14 protein-coding genes are annotated in these 14482 nt (G+C 67.5%); 8 read left to right on the forward strand and 6 right to left on the reverse strand.

The window, feature by feature from the left end; all coding sequences use genetic code 11:
• Positions 1-160: 160 nt before the first annotated feature.
• Both ACGHX3_RS04070 and ACGHX3_RS04075 read left to right on the forward strand, forming a co-directional pair.
• Positions 161-1519 carry an NTP/NDP exchange transporter gene (locus ACGHX3_RS04070; protein ID WP_394696482.1) on the forward strand — a complete coding sequence of 453 codons (1359 nt, stop codon included), beginning with the start codon at positions 161-163 and terminating at the stop codon, positions 1517-1519.
• 50 nt (positions 1520-1569) lie between these two features.
• Complete coding sequence (locus ACGHX3_RS04075) at positions 1570-1920, forward strand: DUF1304 domain-containing protein (protein WP_394696483.1); 351 nt, start codon at positions 1570-1572, stop codon at positions 1918-1920.
• A gap of 129 nt (positions 1921-2049) precedes the next feature.
• On the opposite strand, the gene ACGHX3_RS04080 is transcribed toward ACGHX3_RS04075, so the two are convergent.
• The 3 genes from ACGHX3_RS04080 to ACGHX3_RS04090 all read right to left on the reverse strand — a co-directional run bounded on the left by ACGHX3_RS04080 (position 2050) and on the right by ACGHX3_RS04090 (position 6162).
• A complete protein-coding gene (locus ACGHX3_RS04080) occupies positions 2050-2532 on the reverse strand; it encodes a hotdog fold domain-containing protein (RefSeq protein WP_394696484.1) in 483 nt (160 codons plus the stop codon).
• 193 nt (positions 2533-2725) lie between these two features.
• A complete protein-coding gene (locus ACGHX3_RS04085; protein WP_394696485.1) occupies positions 2726-5203 on the reverse strand; it encodes an acyl-CoA dehydrogenase in 2478 nt (825 codons plus the stop codon).
• Entirely contained in the window at positions 5200-6162 is a 963-nt protein-coding gene (locus tag ACGHX3_RS04090) for an alpha/beta fold hydrolase (RefSeq protein WP_394696486.1), read from the reverse strand. The genes ACGHX3_RS04085 and ACGHX3_RS04090 overlap by 4 nt, the downstream gene beginning before the upstream one ends.
• Before the next feature lie 145 nt (positions 6163-6307).
• On the opposite strand from ACGHX3_RS04090, the gene ACGHX3_RS04095 reads away from it, so the two are divergent.
• Positions 6308-6907: a TetR/AcrR family transcriptional regulator gene (locus tag ACGHX3_RS04095; RefSeq protein WP_225589231.1), complete on the forward strand. Its 600-nt coding sequence runs from the start codon at positions 6308-6310 to the stop codon at positions 6905-6907.
• A gap of 66 nt (positions 6908-6973) precedes the next feature.
• Here the strand turns inward: ACGHX3_RS04095 and ACGHX3_RS04100 are convergent, their stop codons facing one another.
• From ACGHX3_RS04100 to ACGHX3_RS04110, 3 genes are all read right to left on the reverse strand, one after another.
• Positions 6974-7411, reverse strand: coding sequence for a hypothetical protein (locus ACGHX3_RS04100; protein WP_394696487.1), 438 nt, complete (start codon positions 7409-7411; stop codon positions 6974-6976).
• Positions 7412-7522: 111 nt separating this feature from the next.
• Positions 7523-8338, reverse strand: a complete 816-nt coding sequence (locus ACGHX3_RS04105; protein ID WP_394696488.1) for a DUF2145 domain-containing protein — start codon at positions 8336-8338, stop codon at positions 7523-7525.
• A 5-nt stretch (positions 8339-8343) separates the two neighbouring features.
• Complete coding sequence (locus ACGHX3_RS04110; protein WP_394696489.1) at positions 8344-8790, reverse strand: hypothetical protein; 447 nt, start codon at positions 8788-8790, stop codon at positions 8344-8346.
• Between the two features lie 109 nt (positions 8791-8899).
• Here ACGHX3_RS04110 and ACGHX3_RS04115 point away from each other — a divergent pair, with 109 nt between their 5' ends.
• The 5 genes from ACGHX3_RS04115 (at position 8900) to ACGHX3_RS04135 (ending at position 14421) form a co-directional block, all read left to right on the forward strand.
• Entirely contained in the window at positions 8900-9643 is a 744-nt protein-coding gene (locus ACGHX3_RS04115) for a helix-turn-helix transcriptional regulator (protein WP_162339101.1), read from the forward strand.
• 640 nt (positions 9644-10283) lie between these two features.
• Entirely contained in the window at positions 10284-12074 is a 1791-nt protein-coding gene (locus tag ACGHX3_RS04120) for a phosphoenolpyruvate carboxykinase (GTP) (RefSeq protein ID WP_394696490.1), read from the forward strand.
• Between the two features lie 367 nt (positions 12075-12441).
• On the forward strand, positions 12442-13032 hold the full coding sequence (locus tag ACGHX3_RS04125; protein ID WP_162339099.1) for an RNA polymerase sigma factor: 591 nt from the start codon (positions 12442-12444) through the stop codon (positions 13030-13032).
• Positions 13029-13514, forward strand: coding sequence for a hypothetical protein (locus ACGHX3_RS04130; RefSeq protein WP_394696491.1), 486 nt, complete (start codon positions 13029-13031; stop codon positions 13512-13514). The genes ACGHX3_RS04125 and ACGHX3_RS04130 overlap by 4 nt, the downstream gene beginning before the upstream one ends.
• A gap of 10 nt (positions 13515-13524) precedes the next feature.
• The gene (locus tag ACGHX3_RS04135; RefSeq protein WP_394696492.1) at positions 13525-14421 is read left to right on the forward strand and encodes a DUF4097 family beta strand repeat-containing protein; all 897 of its coding nucleotides are present in this window, start codon (positions 13525-13527) and stop codon (positions 14419-14421) included.
• Positions 14422-14482: the final 61 nt, after the last annotated feature.

The raw sequence follows: 14482 nt of genomic DNA on the forward strand, positions 1-14482 counted from the left end.
CTCGGGCCCTGGTGAGTGCCGTCCGGACAGGATTGCCGGCTCGGGTTTCCGGTCGCGCGCCAGGCGGGAAAACGCTGGCGATGTTGCAGTGCATCGGATACCTTGCGCGCCACAGGCGGGCTTGCCCGCGCCCCGACGATGCGATCGCAGGCCGCGCCCCATGGACCCGTCTTCCCCAGCGACCACCCGGTTCGGCCGCCTCCGCGCGGCGATGACGGAGTCTCCCCCGCTGCTGTGGTCCTTCGTCTATTTCTTCTGCCTGCTGAGCGGCTACTACGTGCTGCGTCCGGTGCGCGAAGCGATGGCAGCGTCCAGCGATATCGAAGCCGTGTTCCCGCCCGCCCTGATTGCGTTCTTCTCCAACCGGGAAATCGCGCTGGGCGAGTTCACGCTGCAGTTCATCTTCAGCGCCGTGTTCCTGATCATGCTGGTACTGCAGCCGGTGTACGGCTGGCTGGTGAGCCGTTTTCCGCGCCGGGTTTTCCTGCCGGTGATCTACGGGTTCTTCATCGCCACGCTGCTGGCGTTCTACGCCATGTTCGACAGCGGCATCGCAGGGCGCGGCCTGGCATTCATCCTGTGGATCACGGTGTTCAACCTGTTCGCCGTCGCCGTGTTCTGGAGCTTCATGGCGGACGTGTTCACCAATGCCGAAGCGAAGCGCTACTACGGCTACATCGGCGCCGCCGGCACGATGGGCGCGTTCCTGGGGCCCGCACTGACCAAGGCGCTGGTGGTGCGCGTGGGCATCCCCAACATGATGCTGGTGTCGGCGTTCCTGTTCTCGGTGTGCGTGATGTGCATTTTCCGGTTGCGTACCTGGGCCGTAGCACGCGAAGCGGAGCGGCGCCAAGCCAGTGGCGAGGTCCCGATGGGGGGCGAGGTGCTGGCAGGGCTGAAGCTGATCGTACGCGAGCCGCTGCTGCGCTGGCTCGCCGTCATGGTCGTGATGGGCGTGGGCGTAGGCACGTTGCTCTACAACGAGCAGAATGCCATCGCGCGCACCATGTTCACGTCGGCCGAGGCCCGCGCCGATTACTTCGCCACGCTGGACCTGGCGGTCAATTCGCTGACCCTGGTGGTGCAGCTCCTGCTGACCCGCGTACTGCTGTCCCGTTTCGGCATTGCGCCAGCGCTGCTGATTCCCGGCTGCGCGATCATCATCGGATTTTCCATCCTGTCCGCGTCACCGTTGCCCATGATGGTGGCCATCGTGCAGGTGGTCACGCGTGCCAGTGAGTTCTCGCTGGCGAAGCCCGCGCGCGAGACCATCTACACCCGCGTCGGCCGCGAATGGCGCTACAAGGCCGGTGCCGCCATCGACACGGTGGTCTATCGCGGCGGCGACCTGAGCTTCGTCTGGCTGCACAAGCTGCTGTCCGCCTTCGGCTCGAACGCGGTGTTCGGCGCCGGCCTGCTGGTCGCCAGCGCCATGACCTTCAGTGCGTGGCGACTGTTGCGCGAAGAAGCCAAGCTGCCGCCCGAGCGTGCGACGCCACCGGGCGAGACGCACGCCTGACGTATCCGCGCGTTGCCGCTATGCTGCCCGCCACCTGACGGGAGACGTGGATGGACGTGATTGCGGCGGTACTGGTCGTGGTAGTGGCGGCATTGCACGCCTACTTCCTGGTGCTGGAGATGTTCCTGTGGACCAGGCCGCTGGGCCTGAAGACGTTCCGCAACACGCCGGAGAAGGCCGAGACCACCCGCGTGCTGGCCGCCAACCAGGGGCTCTACAACGGCTTCCTCGCCGCCGGCCTGCTATGGGGCCTGTTCACCGCACAGTGGAACGTCGTCGTCTTCTTCCTGCTCTGCGTGATCGTCGCGGCGCTGTACGGCGCGTGGAGCGTCAACAAGCGCATCTTCTACGTGCAAGGCCTGCCGGCGATAGCTGCGTTGGCGGCGGTGTGGCTTTGCTGAGTGACGTCGGGGCTGACGTGGGAGCGACGTAAGTCGCGATCGCACGGCATCGGTCTGCATAGAGGTGGGGCCATGCGCCTTGACGGCGCAATCGCGACTTACGTCGCTCCCACACCTGTCTCGACAAACTCAGCGCCCGGTGCGCGGCGGCTTCGGCGACACCCACATGCCGATGCGGGCGCGGAACACCGGCTCGCCCTGCGCGTTGCTGACCACCACGTCCATCGGCAGGTCGTAGCCCTCGGCCGATTCGCGCGGCTCGAACGCCGGCGTGGCGACCGCGTGCATGGTGCCGACCGCCTTCTTCAGGTACTCGACCGTCATGCCCTTCGGAATCCAGCGCATCGAGCGCGGGATGCTGACGTCGGTGGTCAGGCCGCCAACGAACTCGGCCAGGTTGCACAGCGCGATCGCGTGCACGGTGCCCAGGTGATTGGTGACCGAGCGGCGATGCTTGATCATCGCCTCGCCGCGGCCGGGCTCCAGCCGCACCATGCGCGGGCCGATGCTGCCGAAGTAGGGCGCCTTGAAACAGATCAGCCGCGAGAACAGCCAGTGACCAAAGGGTTTGCGGCTCAGGCTGCGGTATATCTCAAGGACGTTCGCGCTCATTCGAACCTTCCGTATCGGCTCCTTCCCCCGCTTGCGGGGGAAGGTTGGGATGGGGGCAACCGGAGGCGGTGAAGCCGGATTACTGCGCGCCGCGGCAGTTTCTGGATGGTGTTGCGACACGCATGGAATGGTGGCTTCGGCCGCCCCCACCCCAGCCCTCCCCCGCAAGCGGGGGAGGGGGCGAATCGCGTCCTCAGGCCGCTTCGCGCGGATGGCGCTTGTGCTGCGGCAGGTCGTAGAAGCTGGCGGCGCGCAGTTCGTGGGTGTCGAAGTCGTCCACGGTGATCGTGTCCAGCGTGATCGCGCGCAGGTCTTCCAGCTGCTTGCGCTCGTCGGCGGTGATCCAGCCCTCGCGCACGCCTTCGTCCAGCTGCGCGCTGTAGTCCAGCGCCTCGATGTCCTTGGTCTTCAGCGCCTTCAGGAACTTGCGCTCGACCGGCTCGGCCGCCACGGCCGCGGCCAGGTAGCTGTCGATGCGGCCGCCCGGGTTGTTCTCGCACGGGGTCAGGAACACGCCCTGACCCAGGCGATCGCGCGCCTCGTTCGGCGCCATCAGCAGCATGGCGACGCGATGGCTCAGGCGGTCGCCTGGCGCCACGGCACGACGACCCCACGGGAACACCACCGGCCACAGCAGCCAGCCCAGCGGCTTGATCGGGAAGTTGCGCAACGCCTGCGACAGCGCCAGTTCGATCTCGTACGCGCTGTTGTGGAAGGCCCACGCCAGCAGCGGCTTGTCGGCTTCCGGCGCGCCTTCGTCGTGGTGGCGTTTCAGCACCGCACTCATCATGTACAGGTGGCTGAGCACGTCGCCCAGGCGGCCGGACAGCGATTCCTTGAACTTCAGCTTGCCGCCCAGCGCGCCGAGCGAGATGTCGGTCAACAGCGCCAGGTTGGCGGCGTAACGGTCGAGCTTGCGGAAGAATTTCTTCGTATACGCATCGCCCGGCGCGGCGCCGATCTTCGAACCGGTGATGCCGAACCAGAACGAGCGCACCGCGTTGGAGATCGCGCCGCCGATGTGCGGGTACAGCACCGCGTCCAGCTGGTGGATGCCCGCCCTGGTGTCCGGATCCTGCGCCGCGCGCATTTCCTTGATGATGTACGGATGGCACAGGATCGAACCCTGGCCGAAGATCAGCAGGCTGCGCGTCATGATGTTCGCGCCTTCCACCGTGATGGCGATCGGCGAGGCCTGCCACGCGCGGCCGGCGAAGTTGCGCGGGCCCAGGATGATGCCCTTGCCGCCGACGATGTCCATCACGTCCTTGGCGACGTCGCGGCCCATGTTGGTGCAGTGGTACTTGGCGATCGCCGACGGCACCGACGGCACATCGCCACGGTCCACGGCTGCCGCGGTGGCCTGCGACAGCGCACTGATCGCATAGGCCTTGCCGCCGATGCGGGCCAGTGCTTCTTCCACGCCCTCGAAGCGGCCGACCGACAGGCCGAACTGCTTGCGGATGCGCGCATACGCACCGGTGACGCGCGCGCCGGCCTTCGCGCCGCCGCTGGCGGTGGAGGGCAGGGTGATCGAGCGGCCGACGGCGAGGCATTCGTTGAGCATGTTCCAGCCCTTGCCGGCCATCTCCACGCCACCGATCAGCTGGCTGAGCGGAATGAACACGTCCTTGCCGTGGATCGGGCCGTTCTGGAACGGCGAGTTGAGCGGGAAGTGGCGGCGACCGACGTCGACGCCTTCGGTATCGCGCGGCAGCAGCGCCAGGGTGATGCCGATGTCGCGCGTGTCGCCGATCAGGCCGTCCGGGTCGTACATGCGGAACGCCAGGCCGATGATCGTGGCGACCGGCGCCAGCGTGATGTAGCGCTTGTCGAAGGTCAGGCGGATGCCGAGCACGTTGGCGCCGTTCCACTCGCCCTTGCAGACGATGCCGTAGTCGGGGATCGACGTCGCATCGGAACCGGCGAACGGACCGGTCAGGCCGAAGCAGGGCACTTCCTGGCCGATCGCCAGGCGCGGCAGGTAGTAGTCCTTCTGTTCCTGCGTGCCGTAGTGGTTGAGCAGTTCACCCGGGCCCAGCGAGTTGGGCACGCCGACGGTGGAGCTGACCACGCTGCTGACCGAGGCGATCTTCTGGATCACCTTGTGGTGCGCCAGCGCGGAGAAGCCCAGGCCGCCGTACTGCTTCGGGATGATCATGCCGAAGAACTTGTTCTTCTTGATGAAGTCCCACAGCTCCGGCGGCAGGTCGGCGTGGATGTGGGTGATTTCCCAGTCGTTGGTCATCCGGCACAGCTCCTCGACCGGACCGTCGAGGAACGCCTGTTCTTCCGCGGTGAGCTGCGGCTTGGGATACGCCAGCAGCTTGTTCCAGTCCGGGTCGCCGGTGAACAGGTCGCCTTCGAACCCGACCGAGCCGGTTTCCAGCGCGATGCGCTCGGTCTGCGACAGCGGCGGCAGTGCGCGGCGCAGGAAGCCCAGCGCCGGCGCGGTGATCAGCGGCTTGCGGATCGCCGGGATCAGCAGCGGCACGGCGACCGCCACCACAACCAGCGCCGCGACGACGGTGGCGGTGGGATTGGCGCCCAGCAGCCAGCACGCGACCAGCAGGCTGGCGGTGATCGCCGCCCAGTAGGCGAGCCGGATCCGGTGGTAGGCGGCGAACGCGCCCGCCAGCAGGAAGGCGAGGAAGGGGATGACGATGCTCATGGCGTTGTTGCTCCGGACACGGATTCGGTTACATCGGATTCGGCACTACCCGGCGCAGCCGACAGGCTTGCCAGGTATTCCAGCACGGTGGCGGTAAAGGCGTCGTTGTCGTCGCCGGCCACCATGTGCGTGGCCTGCGGAAGGTGCACGTGGCGCGCATGCGGCACCAGCGTCTTGAACTCTTCGACGGTCTTCTCGGAGACCAGGTCGCTGCGGCCACCGCTGATCAGCAGCACCGGGCACTGCACCTGGCGCGCGGCCTCGGCGATGGCGTCCTGGTGCTGGGCGCTGTCGCGCGCCAGTTCGTCCACGAGGCGCGGATCCCAGTGCCAGCGCCAGCGCCCGTCGGTGCCTTCGCGCAGCAGCTCGCGCAGGTCGTCGGCGGATTTGCGCGTGCGGCGCTGCGGCTGGTAGGCGGCGATGGTGTCGGCGGCGTGGTCGAGCGAGTCGAAGCCGTCCGGGAACGCGGTCATGAAGGCGAGGATGCGCTGCAGGCCAGCGGGCTCCCAGCGCGGGGTGATGTCGACCAGCACCATCGCGCGGAACAGGCCGGGCCAGCGCGATTCGGCGATCAGGCCGAACAGCCCGCCCATCGAGGCGCCGACCAGCACAGGCGGCTCGGCCTGCTCGCCGGCCACGACGATCAGGTCGTCGGCGAACTGGTCGCCGGTGTAAGGCAGGTCTGGTGCGTTGCGATCCGACGCGCCATGGCCGCGTGCGTCGTAGGCAAGGCCGCTGTAGCCTTGGGCGGCCATCTGTTCACCGGTGCGGTTCCACGCGCCGCCTGTCTGGCCGAAGCCATGCGCATAGACAAGTGCGGGGTGTCCCTGCAACGTGCGCGGCGAAGGGAAGCGGCGGATCGCCAGCGCAACATCCCCCTGTCCCTTCAGCGCGCGCTCCGATCCCGCGTCGACGACGCTGGAAGGGGTTGTGAAAGCAGAAGAGGCGGGTGTCACCATACGGGCTAGTATGGGTTGTCGCATTTAGAGCAGTCAATCGGTTTGCCATTCGTGTTTCACATGCAACCGATTGATTTGTCTTTATTTGTTGTGCGATGCAGCATACATACCGCTACACACCTCGGCGTATGGTTAAATGCGGACCATGAGCACACCCAGCCCGGAAACACCCGCCAGTACGCCTACCCGCAACGCCCGCCTGAGCGCGGACGACTGGGCCCAGGCGGCCCTCGACCTGATCGCCGAGCAGGGGGTGTCGGCGGTGGCGGTGGAACCGCTGGCGCGCAGGCTGGGCGTCACCAAGGGCAGCTTCTACTGGCATTTCCCGTCCCGCGACGCCCTGCTGCAAGCGGCGCTGGAGCGCTGGGAGGTCGGGGAGCAGGAGAACATCTTCGGCAGCCTGGAGAAGGTCGCCGATCCTCGCGAACGCCTGCGTGCGCTGTTCCAACTGGTCGGCCACGAAGTCAAACCGCACATCATCTACAGCGAGCTGCTGAAGGCGCTGGATCATCCCGCCGTGCAGCCGGTGATCGACCGCATCTCCCAGCGTCGCCTCGATTACCTGGTGGCGATGTTCCGCCAGGCGGGCCTGCAGCGCACCGACGCCACCCACCGTGCACGTCTGGCCTATGCGGCCTACGTGGGCTTCCTGCAGCTGTCGCTGCAGTTGCAGCAGCCGCGTATGACCTCGGAAGAATTCGAGACCTACCTCGAACACGTCATCTCGACGCTGATCCCGACCTGATCAGGGTGGGCCTTGGCCCACCGCATGAGGCTGCCATATGAATGGCGGGCCATGCTGATCCAAGCGTCAGTTGGCTGCAACGGGTTCGTCGATGGCCTGCATGTGCGAGGACAGCAGGCCAAGACTGGCCTGTACTTCCAGATCGTCGAATTGGGAGGTCGAGGTGATACGGACCGTTACATGGACTCTCGGTTCGGTATCCAGATAGCAGTCCTTGCAGCGCTGGATCGTCAGCACCTTCAGCGTGGATCCCTCCGGGAAATGGGTTCTGGAGATCACCTCCCGTCCATCGAATCCGGGGGGCTGCACGATCTTGTAGATACTAGGCGATGGACCATAGTTGCGGTCCATGCTGACCCGGTAGACGGTCATGTCCGATGTCGTCCGGTACTCGGTTCCCACATACGTCGAGTACTTCGGATCACCGCTGACATCTTCGAAGCTGACGAAGCCGCAGCCGGCGAGAAGGATCGTAGCCAGTAGAGCGGCAAATCGAATCATCATTGGGGGCTCCCTTGCTAACCATCTGCTGTTTGCCGAAACGCGTGTGCTGAGCGTGCCGTATGCTGTGGCGTGACTGATTGAAGGTGGGCCAAGGCCACTCCACGATGCGCTTCACGCCGGCCCCATCGCCCGCTGCCGCACACCGCTCCGCCACTCCCGCTGCTCGCGCACATACCCGCTGCGCTCCAGCCACTGGAAGATCGAGCGGACGGTGACGACGGGATAGTCGCCGGACAGCCGCGTACCGACGGAGTGATCGGTGAAGTCGGTGTTGGCGGAAAACAGTCCGCCCAATACGCGCTTGGAATACGCGATATGCACGGTGTCCGGCACGAAGCCGTCGCCGCGGGCGAAGGCATACGCGCTGCGGCGGTCGTAGATGCCGCGGTCGGCCAGCGCGGCGGCCATCACCTCGACGATCCACGCGGTGGAGTTCTGGTAATCCTCGCTGCCGGGGCGGGCGATCAGGTTGTAGCGCGGGTGGTGCAGGCTGTGGCGCGGCATCTGCTGCAGCCGGGTGGCCAGGCGGTCGGCGACGTCCGGTTCGAACCACACGATGCGCAGGTCCTGGTTCACCAGGTCGTCGGCGAAGAAGTTCACCAGCCCCTGCGCATACAGGCCCGAGCGGTCGCTGCCGCATTCGTTGAGCAGGTGCACCACGGTCCAGCGTCCGTGCGCATGGTCGCGCACCGCGAAGCCGGCATGGCTGTAGACCAGTCGCTGTTTCGACAGGTCGGTGCCGACGCGCGCGAGCAGCGCGACCGGCGCGTCCACTTCGTCCAGCTGCTGCGCGGCCAGCAGCGCCGTGCGCGCCGCCTCCGCCACCTTGTACGGTGGCATCTCCATCTGCTTGCAGGCATCGCCCGCGCGTGCCGTCCCTGGCAGCGCGAGGGCGATGACGAGACACAGCACCGCGAGCGCGTGCATCGCGCTCAGCCGCCGTAGCGATGGCTGTGGATATGCGGGCGCGCGGCGTCGTTGGCGATGAAGCACAACGCCTCGCCGGCCGCACTGAGGATCCAGCCGGTCGACACCACCGCGACGCTGATCGCCGTGCCCACCGCGATGCCGAGACGCTTGATCGCCTCCGCGCTCAGGTAGACCACGAACGAGGCGCCGGCCACCACGCCCGCCGCCGCGACAGACACCGTCACCGCCACGCTGCCGGCCACCACCGCCACGCCGGTGACCACTGCCGAGGCGCCGTGGCCCAGCGCGTGGATCACCGCGACGGGCACTTCGATGGAGGCTTCCAGGCTGGCCTGCGACAGCCGGCTGGCGCCGTCGGACTGGGGTGCGGCCTGGATCGGGAGGGCCAGGCCGCCTGACAGGGCGGCGGTCAGGGCGAGGGTCAGCGAACGGGTGATCATGCGGGTCATGGCAGGGGTCTCCGGCGTCGCCGCACCTTGGGCGTGGCCCTCGGCGCTGTTCAACCCGCATCGACGAGGTAAGCTCCGGCGCATCAACCGGTATAGGAATCCGCTACCGATGGCCGTCTCGGTCGACCTGATCGATGCATTGAAGCGCTGCCTGCGCGCGCAGAACCTGACCTACCGCGAACTCGCCGCGCGCATCCGCATGAGCGAAGCGGCGGTGAAGCGCATGTTCTCGCGGCGCGCGATGAGCCTGCAGCGCCTGGAACAGATCTGCGAGGTACTCGATGTGGGCTTGGCCGAACTCAGTGCGGAAGCCTCGCGCGGGCGCAAGGCGATGGCGCTGCTGAGCGAGGCGCAGGAGCAGGCGCTGGTCGACGAACCCACGCTGCTGCTGGCGCTGTTCCTGACCCTCAACCGCTGGCGGCAGGACGATGTGATGGGGCATTTCGGCTTCACCCCGGCGCAATGGACCGGCCTGCTGGTGAAGCTGGATCGTCTCGGCATCATCGAGCTCATGCCCGGCAACCGCGGCCGTGCGCTGACCGCGCGCAACTTCCGCTGGCGCGCGGACGGCCCGATGGAACGCTACTTCCGCCACACCTTGCTGACGGACTACTTCGCCGATCCGTTCGATGGCGAACAGGATGCACTGCTGCTGCTCAGCGGCAGCCTCAGCGTCGACGGCATCAAGCAGCTGCGGCAACGGCTGGAGGAAGTGGCGCGCGAGTTCGATGCGCTGCTGGCCCGCGACGCCACGCTGCCGGCGGAAGATCGCGTGGGCGTCAGCCTGGTGCTGGCGCAGAAGCCGTGGCTGCTGCAGCTGTTCAATCCTTACCGGCGCTCGCGCGGGGCATAGGGCCTGGCACGGTTCGAGCCCGGAGCCCCATCGATCGGGCTGGAAATGCCAGGGATGGCCTTTTTGCTCCATCGACGGCGCTCTGAGCTCCATCGATCGACCTCCGGGCCCCACCGGGATGGCACGTGGAGCCCGATCGATCAGGTTCCTAACACCATCGATGCGCCTTTTTGCTCCATCGATGGTGCTCCGAGCCCCATCGATCGCCTTCCGAGCCCCATCGATCGCCTTCCGAGCCCCGTCGAGCTGGCATTCGGAGCTCCATGGATGGGCCTTGGCGCCCGAGCGATGGCCTTCCAGGCCCGATCGATGTCCCTTTCTGCTCCATCGATGGCCTTCGGAACGCCATCGATGGCATGGCATGCCCCGTCCATGACAGTCCGAGCCCCATCGATGGGGCTCCGAGCCCCCGCGTCCGGCCTCCAGATCCCGTGGACGGACCCTCCGATCCCCATCCGGAGGCGCCCCAGCGCCGGCGGCGGGCCGTCGAGCCTCGTGCGTCGAGCCTCTCGCTCTGCAGTTGGACGGAATCACCCGAATCCACCGCCCTTGCCAAGCGGGCTGACCGCCTGTCGACGTTCTCCTCGTCTGAAGGACAAGACATTGGTATCATTTTGGTCTCACTTTTCGAGGGCGGGGCATGAACGCAGCGGTCGATGTTTTCAAACGCAACGATTTTCCGGGCAGTTCGCTGGACGCGTTGAATGCCTGGGTTGCGGAGGTCGCCGCGCTCACCCAGCCCGACCAGATCCACTGGTGCGACGGCAGCGATGCCGAAAACGCGCTGCTGACCAGGCAGATGCTGGCCGACGGCACGCTGCTGCCGCTGAACCCGGAAACCCACCCGCACAGCTGGCTGCACCGCTCGAGCCCGAGCGACGTGGCGCGCGTGGAGCACCTGACCTTCGTCTGCACGCCGCAGCAGGAAGACGCCGGTCCCAACAATCACTGGATGGCCCCGGCCGAGGCGCACGCCAAGATGGACGCGCTGTTCGCCGGCTGCATGCGCGGGCGCACCCTGTACGTCATTCCCTACTGCATGGGCCCGATCGATTCACCTCTCTCGCGCTGCGGCGTGGAGATCACCGATTCGCCGTACGTGGTGGCGAACATGCGCCTCATGACCCGCATGGGCGCGCCGGCCCTCGCACGCATCGAGCGCGAAGGCACGTTCGTACGCGGCCTGCACTCCACCGGCGAGCTGGACCCCGACCGCCGCTTCATCATGCATTTCCCCGACGAGCTGACCATCAAGAGCTTCGGCTCGGGCTACGGCGGCAACGCGCTGCTGGGCAAGAAGTGCCATGCGCTGCGCATCGCCTCGCACCAGGCGCGCAATGAAGGCTGGCTGGCCGAGCACATGCTGATCGTCGGCATCGAGAACCCGCAGGGCGAGACGCACTACATCGCCGCCGCGTTCCCGTCCGCCTGCGGCAAGACCAACCTGGCCATGCTGATCCCGCCGGAAGGCTATCGCCAGGCCGGCTGGAAGGTGTGGACCGTCGGCGACGACATCTGCTGGATGCGACCCGGCGCCGACGGCCGCCTGTACGCGATCAATCCGGAAGCCGGCTTCTTCGGCGTGGCGCCGGGCACCTCGGACAGTTCCAATCCCAACGCGCTGGCCACCATCAGCCACCACACCATCTTCACCAACGTCGCCGTCACCGACGAGCAGGAACCTTGGTGGGAAGGCCTGGACACGCGCACGCCGTCGCTGGACTGGCAGGGCCGTCCGTACGACGTCGCCAACGGCCCGGCTGCGCATCCGAACTCGCGCTTCACCGTGTCGGCCAGGCAGTGCCCCAGCTACTCGCCGCGCGCGGAAGACCCGCAGGGCGTGCCGATCAGCGCCATCGTCTTCGGCGGCCGTCGCGCCTCGCTGGTGCCGCTGGTGTTCGAAGCGCGCGACTGGACGCACGGCGTGCTGGTGGGCGCGGCGATGGGGTCGGAAACCACCGCCGCCGCCACCGGTGCAGTCGGCGTGATGCGTCGCGACCCGATGGCGATGAAGCCCTTCTGTGGCTACAACTTCGCCGACTACTTCGCGCACTGGCTGTCGTTCGACCAGGCGGGCGCGAAGCTGCCCAAGATTTTCCACGTGAACTGGTTCCGAAAGGGCAGCGACGGGAAATTCCTGTGGCCCGGCTTCGGCGAGAACCTGCGCGTGCTGGAGTGGATGATCCGGCGCGTCGAGGGCAAGGCCGATGCGGTGGAGACGCCGATCGGCCACCTGCCGCGCGCCGAGGACCTCAACCTGGACGGCGTGGCGCTCAGCGACGAAGCGCATGAGCTGCTGTTCGGCTTCGACCGCGCCGGCTGGCAGGCCGAGTTCGCCAGCATCGGCGAGTACCTGCAGGAATTCGGCGCCCGCACCCCGCAGGCGCTGAAGGACGAACAGCAACGCATCGCCGCCCGCCTGACGCACTGATTCCCCGCCTCGCGCATCCCTTTCCTGCGCAAGCCCCGCCGCGTCCACCCCGGATGCGGCGGGGCTTTTTCTTGGGCGGTGAGAGCGCTGCGAGCCCCTCTCCCTTCGGGAGAGGGGTTGGGGAGCGGGCCAACGGAGTGGCGTTCCGCGGCCATCGCGTTCTCTGCAAGAAGCGGCTTGCGGATGTGGTGAGTGCTCGTATGTGCAGGATCGGTGGACTTCGCCGACCCTCACCCCAACCCCTCCCCCGGCGGGAGAGGGGTTCTGTCCGTGCACAGCTCGCGTCCGCGCTGCGGAATGGATCCATACCCAGAAAAAAAGTCCGGCGCCTCTAAACCCCTGTGCCCCTCCCCGCATCCTAGTCAGTATGCTGAATGCCGTGATCGACCCGTTCGCCGACTGCCTCACGCCCGAGGACGCTGCCGCCCAGGACACTACCCTGGCACGCTCGGCGTCCACGGGGGACATGCGGGCCTTCGAGGCGCTGTACCGGCGCCATGCCGGCCGTATCCATGGCGTCATCCAGCGGCTGGTGGGTCAGCATGGTGTGCGGGCGGAGGACCTGACGCAGGAGGCGTTCGTGCGGGCCTGGCAGGCACTGCCGGCGTTCCGCTTCGAGAGCGCCTTCGGCACCTGGCTGCACCGGTTGGCGGTGAACACCGCGCTGATGGAACTGCGCAGCCGCCGTACAGGCCCGCGCTTCGACGATGACGAGGACGCGCTGGACGGGTTGGGCCTGGCCGACAGTGCGGGGCAGGGCACCGCCCTGTCGATGGATCTGGAGCGCGCGGTCGCCACGTTGCCGCCCCGCGCCCGCGCCGTGCTGGTGCTGTACGACATCGAAGGATGGAAGCATGAAGAGATCGCCGCCGAGCTGGGCATGGCGGTCGGCAGTTCGAAGGCCCAGCTGCACCGCGCGCGGCACCTGCTGCGCGAGCGTCTAGGAGCACACGCATGACCTCCCACGATCCCACCCCGTTGTCCGACGACGCGCTGCGCTGGCAGTTGCGCGCCCTGCGCCAGGATGCGCCGCCTTCGCGCGACCTGTGGCCGGATATCGCCGCCGCGCTCGCCGCCGCACCGCAGACGCCTGTCGCCGCGCCCGCGTCGCGCCGCCGCGTCGCTCCGTTCGCGCTGGCAGCCTCGGTGCTGCTGGCGGTCACGATGACCTGGCAGCTGCAGCGCACCCCCGAGGGCGATGCCCTGATCCAGCGCGAAGCCGCGGCGATGACGCGCGATTACAGCGGCGCCCTCGCGCAGATGGATGCGCAGGCCAAGGCGTCGCCCGACTACGCGCCGGCGCTGCATGCGCTGGACCAGAGCGCGGCCGAGATCCGCCACGCCATCGCCACCGATCCCCAGGCGCGCTTCCTGCTGGAACAGCTGCGCCGCACCTACGCCCGACGCCTGGCTTTGACCCAGCGCGCGGTCATGACCTGAGGAGTTCCCCATGCGCACGTATTCCGTCTCCCTGCTGCTGGCCACCGCCCTGCTGGCGCCGTCCGCCCTGGCCCAGACCGCCATCAACGAGACCCGGCCGCTCGATGCGCGCGGTCGCGTCGACATCAGCAATGTCAAAGGCCGCATCGAAGTGCGCGGCTGGGACCGCAATGAAGTGCAGATCACGGGCACGCTGGGCCAGGGCGTGGAACGCCTGGAGATTGGAGGCTCACGCGAACAGCTCGACATCGAGGTGCGCTACCCCAGGAGTGGCGGCTGGGGTGGCGGCAAGACCGGCCCCACCGAGCTGGTGGTGATGGTGCCGGTGCGCGCGGACCTGGACATCGAATCCATCGCCGCCGACGTGCATGTCACCGGCGTGGCGTCCAGCGAACTGTCGATCAGCAGCGTCAGCGGCAGCGTCGTCGCGGCTGCCGCGCCGCGCAAGGCGGATGTGGAGACGGTGAGCGGCAACGCCAACCTGACCCTCAACAGCGAGGACGTGGACGTCAGCACGGTCAGCGGGTCCATCGTGCTGCGCGGGCGCTTGAATGGCGACATCGATGCGGAGACGGTCTCCGGTCGCATCGAGGTCAACGTCAATGGCGAACGCATCCGCGACCTCAGTGCCACCACCGTCAGCGGCCGCGCCGAAGTGAGCACCGCCCTGGCCCCCGCGGGGGAGATCCGCATGGAGTCCGTCAGCGGCAACCTGCTGCTGCGCCTGCCGAAGGACGTCTCCGCGCAGGTCAGCGGCGAGAGCTTCAGCGGCAGCCTCAAGGCCACCGGCGTGACCATCGAGAAGCGCCGCGGCCCCGGTGCGAGCTTCTCCACCACGTACGGCGGCGGCAGCGGCCGGGTCAATCTGGAGACGTTCTCGGGCAGTGCGGAAGTACGGGTGGAGTAAAGCCCGCGTGTTACGGCGACGTCGCGTGCGTCGCAAACCGGATCGTGCAAGCGGTGGCCTC

Source organism: Pseudoxanthomonas japonensis, assembly GCF_043632995.1.
Classification (GTDB): Bacteria; Pseudomonadota; Gammaproteobacteria; order Xanthomonadales; family Xanthomonadaceae; genus Pseudoxanthomonas_A; species Pseudoxanthomonas_A japonensis.

Bases quoted from the DNA above. Each gene is read 5' to 3' on its own strand.
- ACGHX3_RS04115 (WP_162339101.1), top strand. From the start codon at position 8,900: ATGGCCGTCTCGGTCGACCTGATCGATGCATTGAAGCGCTGCCTGCGC.
- ACGHX3_RS04105 (WP_394696488.1), bottom strand. From the start codon at position 8,338: ATGCACGCGCTCGCGGTGCTGTGTCTCGTCATCGCCCTCGCGCTGCCA.
- ACGHX3_RS04135 (WP_394696492.1), top strand. From the start codon at position 13,525: ATGCGCACGTATTCCGTCTCCCTGCTGCTGGCCACCGCCCTGCTGGCG.
- ACGHX3_RS04080 (WP_394696484.1), bottom strand. From the start codon at position 2,532: ATGAGCGCGAACGTCCTTGAGATATACCGCAGCCTGAGCCGCAAACCC.
- ACGHX3_RS04100 (WP_394696487.1), bottom strand. From the start codon at position 7,411: ATGATGATTCGATTTGCCGCTCTACTGGCTACGATCCTTCTCGCCGGC.
- ACGHX3_RS04110 (WP_394696489.1), bottom strand. From the start codon at position 8,790: ATGACCCGCATGATCACCCGTTCGCTGACCCTCGCCCTGACCGCCGCC.
- ACGHX3_RS04085 (WP_394696485.1), bottom strand. From the start codon at position 5,203: ATGAGCATCGTCATCCCCTTCCTCGCCTTCCTGCTGGCGGGCGCGTTC.
- ACGHX3_RS04095 (WP_225589231.1), top strand. From the start codon at position 6,308: ATGAGCACACCCAGCCCGGAAACACCCGCCAGTACGCCTACCCGCAAC.
- ACGHX3_RS04120 (WP_394696490.1), top strand. From the start codon at position 10,284: ATGAACGCAGCGGTCGATGTTTTCAAACGCAACGATTTTCCGGGCAGT.
- ACGHX3_RS04125 (WP_162339099.1), top strand. From the start codon at position 12,442: ATGCTGAATGCCGTGATCGACCCGTTCGCCGACTGCCTCACGCCCGAG.
- ACGHX3_RS04070 (WP_394696482.1), top strand. From the start codon at position 161: ATGGACCCGTCTTCCCCAGCGACCACCCGGTTCGGCCGCCTCCGCGCG.
- ACGHX3_RS04130 (WP_394696491.1), top strand. From the start codon at position 13,029: ATGACCTCCCACGATCCCACCCCGTTGTCCGACGACGCGCTGCGCTGG.
- ACGHX3_RS04075 (WP_394696483.1), top strand. From the start codon at position 1,570: ATGGACGTGATTGCGGCGGTACTGGTCGTGGTAGTGGCGGCATTGCAC.
- ACGHX3_RS04090 (WP_394696486.1), bottom strand. From the start codon at position 6,162: ATGGTGACACCCGCCTCTTCTGCTTTCACAACCCCTTCCAGCGTCGTC.